Raw genomic sequence first — 16,548 nt, 5'->3', positions numbered from 1 at the left:
CATGCGACGGTCGCCTGTCGAGGACATCCTGCCGCTCTCGCCCCTTCAGGAAGGGCTGCTGTTCCACTCGCTGTACGACCGCGACCGGCGCGACCTGTACGTCGCGCAGTTCGTCGCCCGGCTGAGCGGGCCGCTGGACGCGGCGCGGCTGCGCGCCTCGGCCCAGGCGCTGCTCGACCGCCACCCCAACCTGCGCGTCACCTTCCGCAACCGCAGGTCCGGCGACCCGATCCAGGTCGTGCGCGGCGACGTCCCGCTCGACTGGACCGAGGCCGACGTGCGCGGCGACCCGCCGGAGCACCTCGCCAAGCTGCTGGAGGAGGACTGGGCGCGCGGGATCGACGTCGAGGGCGACTCGCTGCTGCGCCTGATCCTCGTGCGCGAGGGCGAGGACGCCCACAGGCTGGTGCTCACCGCGCACCACGCCGTCCTGGACGGCTGGTCGATCGCCCTGCTGTTCCAGGAGCTGTTCCGCCTGTACGCCGCCGCCGCCGACGCCGGCGCCCTGCCCCCGGCCCCGCCGTTCCGCGGGTACCTCGCCTGGGTGGCCGCCCGCGACCGCGCCGAGGCCCGGGAGCGGTGGAGCGAGGAGCTGGCCGGGCTCGCCGAGCCGACGTACCTGGCCCCGCCCGCCCGCGGCACGTCCCGCGCGGCGCCGGAGGAGGTGGCCGTCGAGCTGACCGAGGCGCAGACCGCCGAGCTGGCGGCGTGCGCGCGGCGCTGCGAGGTCACGCTGAACACCGTCGTCCAGGCGGCGTGGGCGATCACGCTGGGCCACCTGACCGGCCGGCGCGACGTCGTCTTCGGCTGCACCGTCAGCGGCCGCCCGGCCGAGCTGCCCGGCGCCGACGAGATGATCGGCCTGCTGGTCAACACCGTCCCGGTGCGCGCCGAGCTGCGGCCCGGCGACACCGTGCGCGACGTGCTGCACCGCATCCAGGGGCAGCGGTCGCGCCTGCTCGACCACGACCACCTCGGCCTCACCGACGTGCACAAGGCCGCCGGCGCGAGCGGCGCCCTGTTCGACACCAGCCTCGGCCTCGACAACTTCCCGATGAGCGACTACGCCTTCGACGTCGACATCGACGGGCTGAGCGTCGGCCGGATCACCTTCCGCGAGACGTCCCACTACCCGCTCACCGTCGTCGTCGCCCCCCGCGAGCGCCTCGGGCTGCGGTTCCACTACCGGCCCGACGTGTTCGCCCGGCGGGACGTCACCGCCTGGGCCGGCGCGCTGCGGCGGTGCCTGGCGGCCGTGGCCGCCGACCCCTCGGCCGCGCTCGCCGGCCTCGCGCCGCTGGACGAGGACGAGACGCGGCGGCTCGTGCTGGAGTGGCGCGGCCCGGTCACCGAGCTTCCCGCCGAGCGCCTCGTGCACCGCCTGTTCGAGACGCAGGCCGCCCGCACGCCGGACGCCACGGCGCTGGTGTACGAGGACCGCCGGGTGTCGTACGCGCGCCTGGACGCGGACGCCGACCGCCTCGCGGCGCACCTGGCCGGGCTCGGCGTGCGGCCGGGCGTCTTCGCCGGCGTCCAGCTCGAACGCGGGCCCGACCTGGTCGTCGCGGTCCTGGCCGTGCTCAAGGCGGGCGGGGCCTACGTGATGCTCGACCCGAACTTCCCCGCCGAGCGGTCGCGGGAGCTGGCGGCGCAGGCGGGCGTGCCCGTCGTGGTCACCACGGAGGCGCTCGCCGGCCGCCTGTCCGGCTCCGGCGCCCGGCTCGTGCGCGTCGACGCGGACGCCGGCGCCATCGCCCAGGCCCCGCCGGGCAGGACGCCGGGCGGCGCGCGCCCGGGCGACGCCGCCTGCGTCATGTTCACCTCCGGCTCGCAGGGCCGCCCGAAGGGCGTCGTCTCCTCCCACGAGGCGGTCACCGGCACCCTGTTCGCCCGCGACTTCGCCCGGTTCTCCCCCGGCGAGGTCGTCCTGCAGTGCTCCCCGGTCTCCTGGGACGCCTTCGCGTTCGAGCTGTTCGGGCCGCTGCTGTACGGCGGGACGTGCGTGCTGCAACCCGGCCCGATCCCCGAGCCCGCGCGGATCGCGCGGCTGGTCGCCGAGCACGGCGTCACGACCGTGCACCTGTCGGCGAGCCTGCTCAACCACATGCTCGACGAGCACCCCGGCCTGTTCGCGGACGTCCGGCAGTTGCTTACCGGCGGCGAGGCGGCCTCGATGCCGCACCTGCGCGAGGCGCTGCGCGAGTACCCGCACCTGCGCCTCGTCAACGCCTACTCGCCGCTCGAATGCATGATGGTCACCGTCTGGCACGGCGTGCGCCCCGAGGACGCCGGCCGCGCCTCCATGCCGCTGGGCAGGACGGTCGCCAACAAGCGGATGTACGTGCTCGACGCGGACCTGCGCGTCGTCCCGCCCGGGGTGGTCGGCGAGCTGTACCTGGCCGGGGTGGGCCTGGCCCACGGCTACCTGCGCCAGCCCGCGCTGACGGCGGGCCGGTTCCTGCCCGACCCCTTCGGGGCGCACGGCGAGCGCATGTACCGCACCGGCGACCTGGTGCGGTGGGCCGCGGACGACGTGCTGGAGTTCGTCGGCCGTGACGACGGCCAGTTCAAGCTAAGGGGCTTCCGCATCGAGCCGGCCGAGGTCGAGACCGCGCTGGCCCGCCACCCGGACGTCGCCGAGGCCCGGGTGACCGTCCGCGAGGACCGGCCCGGCGACCGGCGCCTGGTCGCCTACGTGGTCACCGCCGCGGCCGGGGCGTTCGACGCGGCCGCGCTGCGGCGGCACATGGCCTCCTCCATGCCCGACCACATGGTGCCCTCGGCCTTCGTCGCGCTGGAGCGCCTCCCGATCACCCCCAACGGGAAGCTGGACCGCGCCGCGCTGCCCGCCCCCGTCTACGACACCGCGGGCGCCGGCGGTGCGCCGCGCACCCCGCTGGAGGAGACGCTGTGCGGGCTGTTCGCCGAGGTGCTCGGCGTCCCGTCGGTGGGGGTGCACGACGACTTCTTCCAGATCGGCGGCCACTCGCTGCTCGCGATCCGCCTGACGAGCCGGGTGCGCACCGCGCTCGGCGTGGGCGTCAACATCGCGGCGCTCTTCCGCGACCCGACCCCGGCCGGCCTCGCCAGCCGGCTGGACCGCGCCGCGGCGCCGTCCGGCACGTGAGCCCGCCGTGGCCCGGCGACCGGCCGGGCCACGGGCCGACCAGACAGACCAGACAGATCAGACAGACCGACACCGAGGAGGACGGCATGCGCACCACCGACGGACGGCGCGAGACAGCCAGGAGCGAGGTCAGCTCCGCGCTCCAGTTGGCCCTGGACAGCCGTGACAACGGCGGCGAGCCGGGGTGCCGTGACGACCGGCGCGCCCGGCCGGACTCCGGCGACACTCCGGGATGAGCGGCACGAGCGCCCGGCACACGCCGATGCCCGGGCCCGCGCGCCGCTCCCCCGAGGGGCGGCGCGGGGTGCCCGGGCATCGGCGCCCGGAGGCGCGGACGGCCGTGACGAGCGGGCGCACGCGAACGGCCGCGGCCGTCCCCGGCCCGGAGGCGGGGACGAACGCGGCCGGTCGGTACCCGAAGGCTCAGTACCGGAATGCCGAGTGCCCGAAGACTCGGTACTCGGAGGCCAAGTACCCGAAGGCCCAGTGCCCGGATGCTCGGTGCCCGGATGCTCAGTGCCCGAAGGCGGGGACGGCGGCGGGCAGGACGGCGTCGGGGACCGGGGTGCGGTCGATGCCGCAGCCCAGCGCGGCCTGCATCAGCAGCACGGCCTCCAGCCGGTTGCGGACGCCGAGCTTGGCCAGGGAGTGCGACACGTGGCTCTTGACGGTCGCCGCGGAGATCGCGAGGGAGGTGGACACCTCGTCGGTGGACATGCCGTCGGAGAGAAGCGCGAGCACCTCGCGCTCGCGTAACGTCAGCCCGCCGAGCAGCTTCTTCAGCGAGCGGCCGCCGGTGGCGGCCTTCATCGTCTGGCCGCCGTTGCCCGAGAGGAACCCCGAGACGTACAGCTTCAGCAGGTCGGGCGAGAGCACGACGTACCCGGAGGCGGCGGCGCTCGCGGCGGCCCCCAGGTGGGTCACGGCCCAGTCCTTGGTGAGGCAGCCGGCGACGCCGAAGGCGAACGCGGCGTCCAGCCGGTGCTTGGTCCAGTCGACCCCGACGAGCAGGGCGCTGACCTCGTTGGCGACCAGCTCCTGCGCCATCCACAGGTGGTCCTCCTGCGGGCCCGCGACCAGTATCGCCAGGTCGGGGTGGGTCTCGGGCCAGTCGCGCACGGGTGTGCGGCTGTCCATGGAGGCCATGAGGCGGACGTTCGCCGCCGCGCCGAGCGTGGCGCCCAGCACCTGGCGGGAGATCGGGTCGCCGTCGGCGAGCACGACGCGCGGGCCGTCCTGGGCGGGCGGCGCGGAGGCGTACCCGTTGGGGCCGTACGAGGGGAAGGGCGGAGGCGTGAGGCACCCGAGCGGGCCGCCGTGCGGTGCCGTCGCGGACGCGGGGACGGGTTGGGGCTCCCACGGCTCGTTTCGCAGCCCTGCTCTCGCCGGTCCACCCGTGATCACACTCGAAACGTCCGCCATGTCATTCCTCCCGCGATTGCGTGAAAACCCGAACAGCTTTTCCCTGGTCTTCCGGAGGTCTCCGATCAAGCCGCGACCTCCGAATTCACCTCCCGTGTCGGGCGCGGACCACGCGCCCGTTCCGACCGCCCCGGCGGCACCCGTGCGAACTCGCCGGCGTGCCGGGCCGTGAATGCATATGTGACGGTGAACCCCTTGAACCCTCGCATTCCACACCCTAGACGCGGCCGGTGGAGGCCGGCGGCACTTAGCTTCGGAAGAAGACCGGCAGTTTCCCATGGCACCGGCCACGACCTGCGACGATGCCGATGGGCCCGCTTTCGCGGCTGCTAGAGTCGACACAGTCGATCGAGCCGGACGCCCCCTCGGAACACCGGCGAGCACATTCTTCTCCCAGCCCCGGCGGCATTCAACCGGTGTGCCGAGGCACCGCGGGAACCGGCCGCCGCGAGGCCCGTGACAAGCGAACGCCCACGCCCACGCATCCTTTGTCCAGCGCGAATCGCTGGATCCGTGAATTGCTCAGATCACAGGGAGACGCCATGCCTTTAGACGGCCTGGGAGAGAACTGCGGAGTCGCCGGTGTCACCTCGCCCGGCGCGCCCGCCGCCTCGATGGTCTACGCGGGCCTGCTGGCGCTGCAGCATCGCGGCCAGGAGGCGGCCGGCGCCGCCGTCGGCGACGGGCTGGTCCTTCGCGTGCGGCGCGGCCTGGGGCTCGTGACGGAGGTGCTCGACGAGGAGAAGCTGCGGGAGCTGCCGGGAACGGTGGGCATCGGCCACGTCCGGTACCCGACCGCCGGCGGCTCGACGCTCGCCAACGCGCAGCCGCTGCTCGGCATCACCCGCTCGGGCGAGCACTTCTCGCTCGCCCACAACGGCAACCTGCTGGGCATCGACGCCGCGGGCCCGCCCGGCGACCCGCTCGGCCGCGGCGGCAGGGCGCGCACCGGGAGCACCGACACCCAGGCGCTGGTCGACCACCTCGCCTCCCACCCCGGCCCGCTGGACCAGGCGCTGCGCGAGCTGCTGCCCGGCGTGCGGGGCGCGTACTGCCTGGTGCTGGCCACGCGGTCCACCCTGTACGCCGCGCGCGACCCGCACGGCTTCCGCCCGCTGTGCCTGGGGCGGCTCCCGGACGGCGGGTGGATGGTGGCCTCGGAGACCGCGGCGCTGGACGCCGTCGGCGCGGAGTTCGTGCGCGACGCCCAGCCCGGCGAGCTGCTCGTCTTCCAGGACGGCCGGCTGCGCACCGAGAGGTTCGCCGCCGCGCCGCAGGCGACCTGCGTCTTCGAGCACGTCTACATCGCCCGGCCGGACTCCCTGATCGGCGGCAGGCGCGTGCAGCAGGTGCGGCAGGCCCTCGGCGCGGCGCTCGCGCGCGAGGCGCCCGTGGCCGCCGACGTCGTCATCCCGGTCCCGGACACCGCCCGGCCCGCGGCCATCGGTTACGCGCGCCAGAGCGGCGTCCTGTACGCCGAGGGCTTCGTCCGCAACCACTACCTCGGCCGCACCTTCCTGCGCCCGGGCGACGCCGCCCGGCGGCAGGGCGTGCGGCTGAAGCTCAACCCCGTCCCCGAGGTGGTGCGCGGGCAGCGGGTCATCGTGGTCGACGACTCCATCGTGCGGGCGACCTCGATGAAGCAGGCGGTCGCGATGCTGCGCGCGGCCGGCGCGGCCGAGGTCCACGTCCGGGTCGCGTCCGCCAAGATCGCGTGGCCGTGCTTCTTCGGCGTGGACATCAGCTCGCGCGAGGAGCTGATCGGGCACTCGATGTCGGCGGCGGAGATCGGGCAGTTCGTGGGGGCCGACTCGCTGGACTTCCTGTCCGTGGAGGCCATGTCCGACGCCGCCGGGAGCCCCGAGTCGCTGTGCACGGGATGCTTCACCGGCTCCTACCCCACCGGAGTGCCCCTGGAGGCCGACTCGCGCGCGGGCTGAGCCCGTCCCCGTCGTCGTCCGGGGCGCCGGGAGGCACTAGGTACGTGAGGCGTCCGGCTCTCGTGGAACCCGGGGTGAGTCGCCACCGTCACCCGGGCAGCTTCGGGGGCCGCCGCTCCGCCCGGCGCCGACGACGGTGATCCGGGCGGGGCTCTCCGGCGCCGCGGCGGCGGCCGTGCACACGATCTGCGCGACGGCCGTCGCGGACAGTTCGCCGGCCGGTGTGGACAGGGTCACCAGCAGGCGTCCCGCCGGCTCGGCGGTCACCGAGATCGGGCCGGCTCCGGTGGGGACGTCGGTGGTGAGCCCGTCCGCCCGTTCCGCCGCGGTGGGCCCGGCGGCCAGCAGCGTGAGCGTGTCCGCCGGGGACAGTGGGGGGCCCGGCCGCGTCACCGCGCTGAGCCGGCCGTTCTTCACCAGGTAGAGGGTGATCTTCACGGGTGGTGCGACGGGTCCGCTCGGCGGATCGCCCGCGCTGATGGCGTCGCTGGGCCGCACGCCGCAGCCGGCCACGGCGACGAGCGACACGAGGCCCGCGGCGAGCACGCGGCGGGCGAGCCCGGTCCTCACTCGGCGCCTCCGTCCTGATCGGGTGCCCGGCTCGGCAGGCGCAGGGTGAAGACGGCGCCGCCGTCCGGGGCGTTGGCGACGGTGAGGTCGCCGCGGTGCAGGCGCGCGTTCTCCCGCGCTATGGCGAGGCCGAGGCCGCTGCCCTCTGACCTGGCCCTGGCCGCGCTGGCCTTGTAGAACCGGTCGAACACGCGCGGCAGCACCGCCTCGTCCAGCCCCGGCCCGTGGTCGCGGACCTCCAGGGTGATCCACCGCGGGTCGGCGCGAAGCCGGATCGACACCGGCGGCTCGCCGTGCCGCAGGGCGTTGCCGACCAGGTTCGCGAGGATGACGTCCACCCGGCGCGGGTCCAGCCGTGCCCGCACCGCGGACGGAAGCTCGGTGCCCACCCGCTCCGGCCAGCCCCGCGTACGCAGGGTCGCGCGCACCAGCTCGGCCACGTCGACCTCGTTCAGCGCGAGGGCCGCCACGCCGGAGTCGAACCTGCTGATCTCGATGAGGTCGTTCACCAGCCCGGTGAGGTTGAGCGTCTCCTGGCTGACCAGCCGGGCGGCCCTGCCCGCGGGCTCGGGCAGCCCGGCCGCCTCCTCGTCGAGGACGTCGGCGACCGCGGTGAGCGCGGCCAGCGGGGTGCGCAGCTCGTGGGACACGTCGGCCACGAACCGGCGGGCGTCGGCCTCCATCTCGCGGAGCTGCCTGACGTGCCGTTCCAGCTCCGCGGCGGTGTCGTTGAACGTGCGCGCCACGTCGGCCAGCTCGTCGGAGCCGCGGACCGCGATCCTGGCCCGCATCTCGCCCTCGCCCAGCAGGCGCGCCGCCCGGCCGAGCTCACGCACCGGGCCCAGCACGCCCCGGGTGGCCAGCAACGCGAGGACGACCGCGAACGCCAGGGCCGCCCCGCCGGTGAGCCAGGCCGACGCGGCGAGCCCGTCGATGCTGCGCTGCTCGGGAGCCAGGCTCTGCGCCAGGTAGACCTCGATGCCGGACGCCCGCGCCGTGCGGTCCGGGTCGACGATCAGCAACGGCGTGCCGATGATCAGGTGGGGCCCGTCCAGCCACACCACGCGCTGCCACGCGATGTGGCCGCCGGCCACCTCCCGCCGCAGCGCCTCGGGAATCACCTCGGGATCCAGGCGAGGCCGGCACGGCCTGCCGAAGGGCAGGCATGGTCTGCCGGGGCCGGCCGGCGAGCGCGTCCCGTGGTAGAGGGCGAGCGCGTCGTCGTCCCCCTCGGCCACGGCGCCGGCGATCCGGCCGAGCTCGGCCGCGTCCGGCGCCGGATCCCGCAGCGGGTAGAGCGCCTGCAGGCGGCTCCTCATCGCCTGCACCGCGGCGTCCTGGGTCCGCTGCAGGATGGCGACGCGGGCCTGGACGTAGATCCCGCCGGCCACCGCCGCCGTGGTGATCACACACAGCAGTGCGAACGCGAACATCAGCCGCGCGCGCAGCCCCAGGCTCGGCCGAGGCGCCACCGGCCGGTTCACACCGGCCCGAACCGGTATCCGAACCCACGCACCGTCTGCACGTAGACGGGCGCCGCCGAGTCGTCCTCGATCTTCGCGCGCAACCGCTGCACGCACGCGTCGACGAGACGCGAGTCGCCGAAGTACCCGTGCTCCCACACCGACTCCAGCAGCTGCTGGCGGCTGTGCACCCGGCCAGGCGTGCCGGAGAGCTCAAGCAGCAGGCGCAGCTCGGTCGGGGTGAGGGCGACCGGCACACCGCGGTTGGCGACCACCAGCCCGGCCCGGTCGATGGTCAGGTCCCCGTAGCGCTCCATCTCCGCCTGGTCGCGGCCGATCCGCCGGAGCACCGCGCGGATGCGCGCCTCCAGCACCCTGGGCTGCACCGGCTTGACCACGTAGTCGTCGGCGCCGACCTCCAGCCCGGCCACCACGTCGATGTCGTCGCCGCGCGCGGTCAGGATGATGATCGGCACCTCCCTGGCGGCCCGGATGCGGCGGCAGACCTCGAACCCGTCCATGCCGGGCAACATCAGATCGAGCACGACGACGTCGGGAAGCTCCGTACGCAGCCGGTCGAGCCCCTGCTCGCCGGACTCCACGGCGTGCACCCGGTGCCCGTGCCGGGTCAGGGCCAGCTCAAGGCCCTCCCGCACGGCCGGGTCGTCCTCGATCAGCAACACTCGCGACACGCCGCCGAGTTTCACAGCACGCTCCGTAACTCGCCCGCCGGTCGTCCCGGTCCACTGTCGTCCGGCCGTGTCCCCGCCTCGTCCCCGCCATGTCATGGTTGTGTCACGGCCGCGCCGGCGCTCGCCGCCGTCGACAGACGGTGACATTCGCGGGACGAAGCACGCATATTCGGCGCCAATCGTAGTCGCCATGAACGAAGCGCGTCCCCTCCCACCTCGGCCCCGGGACCGGCTGTTCGCCGTGGTCACGCTGGTGCTCGCCGTGCTCCTGCTGCCCGCGGCGTGCGTCCGCCGTCCCGGCCGCGCCCGCGAACTGGCCTGTAGCTGGGCGCTGCGGATGCGATTCCCCGCCGAGGACCTCACCGGGCTCACCGACGGCGCCCTGGCGGCGTTCACCGCGGCGCGCACCGAGGCGCTCTGGCGTCACGGCCAGCTCATCGGCCTCACCTCGGGATACCGCGATCCCCTCGTCCAGCAACGGATGTTCGACGAGGAGGTGCGCCGCTCCGGCTCCCCGGCCCTGGCGCGAATGCTCGTGCTGCCACCGGCGGAGTCGGCGCACGTCAGGGGTGTCGCCCTGGACGTGCGACCCCACGAGGGCGCGCGCTGGCTTGAGGAGCACGGCGCCCGCCACGATCTCTACCGCATGTACGACAACGAGTGGTGGCACTTCGAGCACCGCCCGGACACCGGCGGCACGCCACCACCACGACGGCCCCACCCCGGCGTGGCCCGCACGATCGAGACCGGGACCGGACGGACGAGGCGCCCGGCGCCCGGCACGGCCTCCTCGATCGCGGCCTGAGTAGGGGGCTACCCATGCGGACCCGGCTTGCGAGCGCCAGCATCTGTGGGACGAATCGTTCCAGCACGCGGGAGTCGCAATGTTCACGTCCATTCGAAGAATGAGGTCGGCGTCGGTCGTCCTGGTCACCGCGACGGTGTTCCTGACCGGCACGACCTCCGCCGTGTCCGGCGCCGCGGCGCCATCAGCCGGCCGCACGATGATCGGCAACCTCCACAGCGGCAAGTGCCTGGAGATCCTCGGCTGGAACACGGCCGACTGGGCGGAGGCCGGTCAGTGGACCTGCCACGGCGGGAACAACCAGCAGTGGAACTACAGCTACACCACCGGGCTGATCCAGAACGTTCATAGCGGCAAGTGCCTGGAGATCCTGGGCTGGAGCACGGCCGACGGGGCGTTGGCCGGTCAGTGGACCTGCCACGGGGGAAACAACCAGCGGTGGTATATGAACACCTCCGCCGGGCTGATCGGCAACCTCCACAGCGGCAAGTGCCTGGAGGTCCTGGGCTGGAGCACGGCCGACTGGGCCCGGGTCGGCCAGTGGACCTGCCGTGGGGGGAACAACCAGCGGTGGGGCTGGACGTGAGCGAAGTTCAAGGACTCGGCCGGCTTCTCGCGCCGTGGACAGGACCCGGAGGCCGAGCGCGACGCCGCCGGGGCTCATGACACGGCCCGTGGCTACGAGACCGGTTCTGGACGGGGTCAGGGCATGTGGGCACTGCTCGCGGACTCGGATACCGGGGCCGCCGCGTCGGTGCCGGGGTCGCCGCCCAGCATGCGCCAGGCCAGGACCCCGGCGAGCAGGAGCAGCGCCGCCTGCAGGTTGAGCAGCGCGACGATCGGCATGGCGCCGATCAGCAGGCCGGCGAGCAGCATGCCGAGGGCCTGCAGGCCGTCGGAGAGGGCGAGCAGGCTGCTCATCACCCTGCCGAGCAGCCCGTCGGGCGTCGCCCGTTGCACGATCGACAACCAGCCCGCCATCACCCACACCCCCGGCGCCCCGGCCATCGTGAACAGGCCGACGTAGACCCACAGGGCGGTGGTCAGCAGGGCGGAGTTCCAGATGGCGATGCTGATGAACCCGAAGACCAGCAGGCCGTAGGAGACGAAGCCGTGGACGTTCAGCTTGCGCGCGATCAGCCCGGCCAGCGCGCCGCCGAGCAGCCCGCCGACGGCCTGGACGCCGCGCAGCACCCCGGCCTCGGACTCCCCGCCCCCGAGCAGGTCGGTGACGAAGACCAGGAACAGGATGACGAACATCCCCTGGGCGACGGACATCAAGGCGATGATCACCGCCGCCGCGCGCAGCCGCGCGGTGGCCCAGACCGTGCGCAGGCCCGCCACGGACTCGCGCCAGAACGCCGTCGGCTGCTGCTCCGGGGGCTTGACCGCGCGGCCGACCTTCATCGTCACCACGAGCAGCGTCGTCAGCACCAGCGGCACCACGGCGGTGACGACCACGCCGCCGATGCCCGCGAGCGTGAGCGTGAACCCGCCGAGCGGGCTGCCGACCAGGCGCCCGAGGTTGGTATTGAGGCTGATGGTGGCGTTGGCGGTGACCAGCTGCTCCCGGGCGACCAGCGTCGGCAGCAGGGCGTTCTTCACCGACTCGAACATCGCCGTGAGGCCGGCCTCGGCCGCCACCACCAGATACATGATCCACAGTTGCCGTTCGTCGTGCACCAGCAGCAGAGGCAGGAGCAGGACCGCGCGGACGATCGCCAGCCACGCCATGAACGTGGCGGGGTTCCACCGGTCGGCGAAGATGCCGGCGACGGGCGTGAGCACCAGGCTCGGCAGCAACCCCAGCATGGCGACGGTCGAGGTGATCAGCGCCGAGCCGGTCACGCTCAGCGCGTACAGCGGGAGCGCGATGAGCAGGGACCACCGCGTGACCTCGGTGAAGAAACTGGCGGCCCACAACCGGAAGAAGGGGGGCTGCCGTAACGGATGGACCAGTGGCTGGTCTGCCTGGACGCTCATGCGATCACATCTCCCGTCGCCTTGTGCCCGGGGCAACGCGCACACCTGGATGGGGGCAGGTCGGTCTCCCGACTACCCCGTGGACGGCAGGTGATGTGGGCGCGCGGCGGACAGGCCGTCTTCGTCGCGTTCGTCTTTCGTCGCGTTCGTGTTCGCCGGGGCGCGGCGGGCCCGGGCGTGTGGGCCGGTGCGGGCGGAGGCCGGGGCCGGCCGTCCCGCGGGCGCTCAGGCGCCCGTCCGGTGTGGACGGCTAGCGCCTGGCGCCGCCGTCCGTCTTCCAGGTCCGTCGTACCGGAAACCCGTGCAGGACGTACATCACCCTCTCGGCGCCCGGGCGGGTGGCGGTGCGCGAGGTCTGGCGCCACTTGGCGCCCAGCGCGGCGTAGCGGTCGACGACCGACATGAGCTCGGCGTTCATCCGGGAGAGCTCGTCGTGGGTGAGATCGATGATCCCGTCGGTCATGAACGCGGCGTCGAGCCAGGCCGGGTCCCACTCGCGGTCGTCCTCGGCGTGGAAGTCCCTGATGATCCTGAACTGCTCGGTGAGCGCGCTGCCTTTCACCGTGGCGGCGACCGCCGCCGCTTCGGGCTCGTCCAGCAGGCTGGAGTCGTCCCAGCCGAGCCGCTTCTCGCTGAGCTGCCACCACCGCTCGCGCCCGTCGCGGGCGTACTGCGGCGCCTGTTCGATGAACCCGTGCTGGTTGAGCTGGTGCAGGTGATAACTGACCTGTGCCACCGGCGCCTCGACGCTGTTCGCCAGATAGGACACCGAGGCGGCCCGGGCATTTCTGAGGGCGTAGTAAAGGCGGATGCGCAGGGGATGCGCGAAGGCCTTCAAGGCCGCGACATCTCCGGTTCTCACTGACGGCTCTTCGCGTTTCACGGGATCACCTGACATAGCTAGCCGGGGCGCGTTATGTACACGTTCCCTACCGTAGGATGACTACGCTGAGTTATTCAAGATTTCTTGTACGATAGTTATGATTTCGTTACATAATGATTCAGGCTGCATGATTCCCCGGCTAACCAGCGAGAACACAGCGTCCCCCCTCCGCCGCCACACCGGCGACACCTACCACCGAGTAGCCTTCGGTTGCCCGCTAAAGACGCCCCCTACCAGCGGAAACAGTGGAAATCCGCATTCCGTTGCCTACTCGTGACCTTGACTCGCGCAACTGCGCAAGGAACCTTGCACAAGTCGCCAGGCTCTCCCATGATGGATCCAGTGACCTGATGTCCCGGTCGGCCAGGCCGGCGCCCGGAAACACAGCGTCACCAGCGGGGACGATATGGGCACGGTCATCGCAGATCGTCCAGAGAAAAGCATCACGTCGATCAACGGGAATCACGCACATGTTGATGACACGTCAGGCGGTTCGGCTGATTCGGGCCGAACGTTTAGACATAAAGTGAATGACCACTATCTCTGAGGTGCCCGAGGTGAACAAGAACACGTTCTGCGACCTGCTCCGATACTTTCGCACCCGTGCCGGGATCACCCAGCAGCAGTTGGCCGACCTTTCGACGATCAGCACCCGCGCGATACGCGACCTCGAACGAGGGCGGGCCGAACGCCCCCGCGGCGACACGATAAGGCTGCTCGCCGACGCCCTGCGGATCCACGGCCGCGACCGCACCGTCTTCGAGAGCTCCGCCAGGCACCACGGCGGCGACCACACCGCGAACGGCAGGCGCCGCGGCGAGCACCTGACCGTGTTCTCCTACGCCGACGACGCCGCCGACCAGTCCCCCTGGTCGCCCGCCGACGTGCCCGACGGGGACACCAAGTTCGAGTACAAGACGATGCGCCTGTACCGCGAGGCCCGCCTGGCGGTCGAGGAGTTGTGGGCCGACGTCCTCAACCGCGAGGCCGCGTGCGGCTGGCGGCTGGTCAGTGTGGACGACAGCGTCGCCTTCCTGGAGCGCCGCATCACCGACGCCTACACCGAGTCCCGCACGGCCTGACCGCCCGCGCCTCGCCGCCGCCTTCCGCGAACGCGCGCTCCCCGGCCTCCACCCGAGACCCGCACGGCTCGGCCGCCGATGCCCCGGCCCGCACTCCGGCGGGCTACGGCGTGAGCGTCAGCAGCGGATCCTCTTCTTGTGACGCGTGCACCAGACCGAGGCGACGTTGTCGCCGTCGTTCACCTCCTCCTGGGGCAGGGCGTGGACGTTGGCGCTCACGCCCTCCGAGCCGTTCAGCTCCGCCTTCGCCTTCAGGCGCACGTCCACCTGCCTGGTCGCCGAGCCGCCGACGGGAAGGGTCTCCAGGGTGCATCTGACCTCGTTCACGCCGCTGCCGGTGGCCACGCAGCCCGGCATGTCGAGCGGGCGGAACGCGGCGGAGGTCCGGAAGTACAGGTAGGCCGGGGCGGCGTCGGTGGGGCCGTTGTTGACGACCGTGACGGTGGCGGTCAGCCTGGCGGTGGGCCGCCCGAGGGGCGTGACCGCCATCGTCACGGCCAGGTCGGTCGCGGGAGCGCCCTCGTTGACGTACACGCTGCCCAGCTGGTACTGGTCGGCGCCGTCCTGGTGGTACTCGATCCAGCCGACCGTGAACAGCAGCGCGTTCCCCTGGTAGGTGGGGCGGAACGGCAGCGAGAGCAGCAGGCGCTCGCAGTCCCCCGGCTGGAGGCCGGTCCACGTGATCTTCAGCTTGTCGGGCCAGGAGGGCGGGTCCCACTCGACGCTCTGGGTGTGACCGTTCTCGTCGGCCCAGGTCGACGCGGCGTGGTCGACCGCGCCCCCGTAGACGCTGCGGTCGACGTACAACTCCATCTCGGCACGTTCCAGGAACCGGCCGCTGGTGTTGGTGTACGCGATGTCGAACACCGCCGTCTCCCCGGCGGCCACCCTCTTCGGCACGGTGAGCGTGAGCCGTCCCGGCTCCCCGATGGTCGTGGTCTCCCCCGGCTCCGCGGCGGCCGAGGCCCCCGCCCCGAGCCCCAGCGCCAGGACCAGCGCCGACGCGCCGGATAACAGCCCGCGAAGGGCCCGCCGCCCGTAAGAAGCCGAAGAAGACCTCATGCGTTCTCCCCATCGAGATTCCGAAGGCGGCCCCGGCCCCCTCGGCGCCGGACCGGAAACGTCCGCGCGCGATGAGCCGCCATCGCCGTCAACCCGGATCCTACGAGAGGCCACGCGAATCATCCATGGCCGTTCCCGCGCGGTTCTCACGGCCGCCGGAAACGCGCGGGACGGCCTTCGGGATCGCCCGCGGCCGGGTCAGGAACGCTCGGGACACACGCAGAACAGGTGCCCCTCCGGGTCGGCGAGCACGACCCACCCGTCGCCGGGCTGGAACTGCGGCCTGGTGGCCCCCAGGGCCACGTACTCCGCCACGGCCTTCTCGACGTCCGGCACGCGGAAGTCGAGATGGAACTGCTTGTCCGGGCCGGGCCAGGACCCCGGCCTGCGGTCGGGCACCCTCTGGAAGTAGATGCTCGTGACCCCGTCCCCGATGCCGGCGTACTCGGCCTCGGCGTACTGCACCTCGAATCCGGTGATCGTTGAGTAGAACTCGGCAAGGCTCTTCGGCTCGGCGCAGTCGAGAGTGACCGCGATGAGCTTGGCTCGTGTCGTCATGCCCTCATCCTCACGGCCATACCTGACACCCCCCGACAGGTACGGACATCGCGGCCCCACGCCCGGCCGCCACAGGTCGGCCGACCTGCGGACTACCGGGGAACGGCGTAACCGGCCCCGTCGTGCCGCCCCTGCGGACCCGGTCGCCCACCCATGGCCGGCAGCCCTCCCTGGTCCTGCTGCACGAACGGCCCCGGGTGGCCCGGGTGGTGACCGTGCGGGTGACCGGGGTGGCCCGGGTGACCGGGGTGGCCCGGGTGACCGGGATTGCCGGGGTGGTGGCCGTGCGGGTGTCCGGGGTGGCCCGGGTAACCGGGGTGGCCGGGGTGGTGATGGCCGTGATGACCATGGTGCTGACCGCCGTGGTGACCGTGATGGCCCCCGTGGTGGTGACCGTGGTGGCCGTGGTGGTGACCGTGGTGGCCGTGGTGGTGACCGTACGGCCCGAAGCGGTCACGGTGGCAGCGGTGCACCCCGCCGTAGTAGCTGTGGTGATAGCCGTAGGGGCAGGGATGGCTCCCACGCAGTGATCCGGGCGCGGAAGGTTCCTCCCGGACCACGCTCGCACCGGCGGGCGCCGACATCGCGACGCCGGCGACAAGGCTGGCAGCCACCAACGCGCCGGCCGCCAGAACATGCCTGAGCATGAGATCACTCCATTTCTCGTCGATTCAAACCGTGCGTGCCGATTAAGAAGCACCGACCCGGCTCCCCGGCATACGCCGGGGCGACTTCACGGCGAAGACGTTACTCGCGAGAAAGCGGATAGATCACCTCGGCAAGACCAAGCCCCGGTCCGCGGATCACTAAACCGGCAGGTGACGCCAGGGCGGACCGCGCCGCCATGACGAGAGCACCGCGTCGAGAAACGGGAGCGTCACCCAGTCTCCCCTCATTAAGGTTAGACAGCACGAATTCCTCCAACCACGACCAACCGCCGGATTGCCGATGCCGAACCGGG

At 72.6% G+C, this 16,548-nt stretch carries 15 protein-coding genes; 7 read left to right on the top strand and 8 right to left on the bottom strand.

Annotated elements, in window-relative coordinates:
- Position 1: 1 nt before the first annotated feature.
- Both PYR91_RS21380 and PYR91_RS21375 read left to right on the top strand, forming a co-directional pair.
- Positions 2-3,127 carry an amino acid adenylation domain-containing protein gene (locus PYR91_RS21380; RefSeq protein ID WP_279782122.1) on the top strand — a complete coding sequence of 1,042 codons (3,126 nt, stop codon included), beginning with the start codon at positions 2-4 and terminating at the stop codon, positions 3,125-3,127.
- Between the two features lie 86 nt (positions 3,128-3,213).
- A complete protein-coding gene (locus PYR91_RS21375) occupies positions 3,214-3,363 on the top strand; it encodes a hypothetical protein (protein WP_279782121.1) in 150 nt (49 codons plus the stop codon).
- A gap of 277 nt (positions 3,364-3,640) precedes the next feature.
- On the opposite strand, the gene PYR91_RS21370 is transcribed toward PYR91_RS21375, so the two are convergent.
- Positions 3,641-4,549: a LuxR C-terminal-related transcriptional regulator gene (locus PYR91_RS21370; RefSeq protein ID WP_279782119.1), complete on the bottom strand. Its 909-nt coding sequence runs from the start codon at positions 4,547-4,549 to the stop codon at positions 3,641-3,643.
- Between the two features lie 542 nt (positions 4,550-5,091).
- Between PYR91_RS21370 and purF the strand changes: the two genes are divergently transcribed.
- On the top strand, positions 5,092-6,489 hold the full coding sequence (purF, locus tag PYR91_RS21365; protein WP_279782117.1) for an amidophosphoribosyltransferase: 1,398 nt from the start codon (positions 5,092-5,094) through the stop codon (positions 6,487-6,489).
- 36 nt (positions 6,490-6,525) lie between these two features.
- On the opposite strand, the gene PYR91_RS21360 is transcribed toward purF, so the two are convergent.
- The 3 genes from PYR91_RS21360 to PYR91_RS21350 are packed head-to-tail and all read right to left on the bottom strand — an operon-like array spanning position 6,526 to position 9,214.
- Positions 6,526-7,059 (bottom strand): hypothetical protein, encoded by a 534-nt coding sequence (locus PYR91_RS21360; RefSeq protein ID WP_279782115.1) that lies wholly within the window; start codon positions 7,057-7,059, stop codon positions 6,526-6,528.
- Entirely contained in the window at positions 7,056-8,531 is a 1,476-nt protein-coding gene (locus PYR91_RS21355) for a HAMP domain-containing sensor histidine kinase (RefSeq protein ID WP_279782113.1), read from the bottom strand. The genes PYR91_RS21360 and PYR91_RS21355 overlap by 4 nt, the downstream gene beginning before the upstream one ends.
- An 8-nt stretch (positions 8,532-8,539) precedes the next feature.
- Positions 8,540-9,214, bottom strand: a complete 675-nt coding sequence (locus PYR91_RS21350) for a response regulator transcription factor (protein ID WP_279782111.1) — start codon at positions 9,212-9,214, stop codon at positions 8,540-8,542.
- Between the two features lie 190 nt (positions 9,215-9,404).
- On the opposite strand from PYR91_RS21350, the gene vanY-N reads away from it, so the two are divergent.
- Together vanY-N and PYR91_RS21340 are read left to right on the top strand one after the other, a co-directional pair.
- Positions 9,405-10,019 carry a D,D-peptidase/D,D-carboxypeptidase VanY-N gene (gene vanY-N / locus PYR91_RS21345; RefSeq protein ID WP_279782109.1) on the top strand — a complete coding sequence of 205 codons (615 nt, stop codon included), beginning with the start codon at positions 9,405-9,407 and terminating at the stop codon, positions 10,017-10,019.
- 100 nt (positions 10,020-10,119) lie between these two features.
- On the top strand, positions 10,120-10,605 hold the full coding sequence (locus tag PYR91_RS21340) for an RICIN domain-containing protein (RefSeq protein WP_279782107.1): 486 nt from the start codon (positions 10,120-10,122) through the stop codon (positions 10,603-10,605).
- Positions 10,606-10,721: 116 nt separating this feature from the next.
- On the opposite strand, the gene PYR91_RS21335 is transcribed toward PYR91_RS21340, so the two are convergent.
- Positions 10,722-12,002, bottom strand: coding sequence for an MFS transporter (locus tag PYR91_RS21335; RefSeq protein ID WP_279782105.1), 1,281 nt, complete (start codon positions 12,000-12,002; stop codon positions 10,722-10,724).
- 250 nt (positions 12,003-12,252) lie between these two features.
- Positions 12,253-12,864, bottom strand: a complete 612-nt coding sequence (locus PYR91_RS21330) for a helix-turn-helix domain-containing protein (RefSeq protein ID WP_279782103.1) — start codon at positions 12,862-12,864, stop codon at positions 12,253-12,255.
- Positions 12,865-13,415: 551 nt separating this feature from the next.
- On the opposite strand from PYR91_RS21330, the gene PYR91_RS21325 reads away from it, so the two are divergent.
- Positions 13,416-13,967 (top strand): helix-turn-helix transcriptional regulator, encoded by a 552-nt coding sequence (locus PYR91_RS21325; RefSeq protein ID WP_279782101.1) that lies wholly within the window; start codon positions 13,416-13,418, stop codon positions 13,965-13,967.
- A gap of 117 nt (positions 13,968-14,084) precedes the next feature.
- Here PYR91_RS21325 and PYR91_RS21320 read toward each other — a convergent pair whose 3' ends face one another.
- Together PYR91_RS21320 and PYR91_RS21315 are read right to left on the bottom strand one after the other, a co-directional pair.
- Positions 14,085-15,029, bottom strand: a complete 945-nt coding sequence (locus PYR91_RS21320; RefSeq protein ID WP_279782099.1) for a hypothetical protein — start codon at positions 15,027-15,029, stop codon at positions 14,085-14,087.
- Between the two features lie 198 nt (positions 15,030-15,227).
- Complete coding sequence (locus PYR91_RS21315) at positions 15,228-15,587, bottom strand: VOC family protein (RefSeq protein ID WP_279782097.1); 360 nt, start codon at positions 15,585-15,587, stop codon at positions 15,228-15,230.
- A 122-nt stretch (positions 15,588-15,709) separates the two neighbouring features.
- On the opposite strand from PYR91_RS21315, the gene PYR91_RS21310 reads away from it, so the two are divergent.
- Positions 15,710-16,117: a hypothetical protein gene (locus tag PYR91_RS21310; protein WP_279782095.1), complete on the top strand. Its 408-nt coding sequence runs from the start codon at positions 15,710-15,712 to the stop codon at positions 16,115-16,117.
- Positions 16,118-16,548: the final 431 nt, after the last annotated feature.

The sequence above is a fragment of the Sphaerisporangium sp. TRM90804 genome (assembly GCF_029846175.1).
Taxonomy (GTDB): Bacteria; Actinomycetota; Actinomycetes; order Streptosporangiales; family Streptosporangiaceae; genus Sphaerisporangium.
The sequence above is the reverse complement of the archived record's forward strand: the minus strand, read 5'-3'. Positions and strand labels throughout refer to the sequence as shown.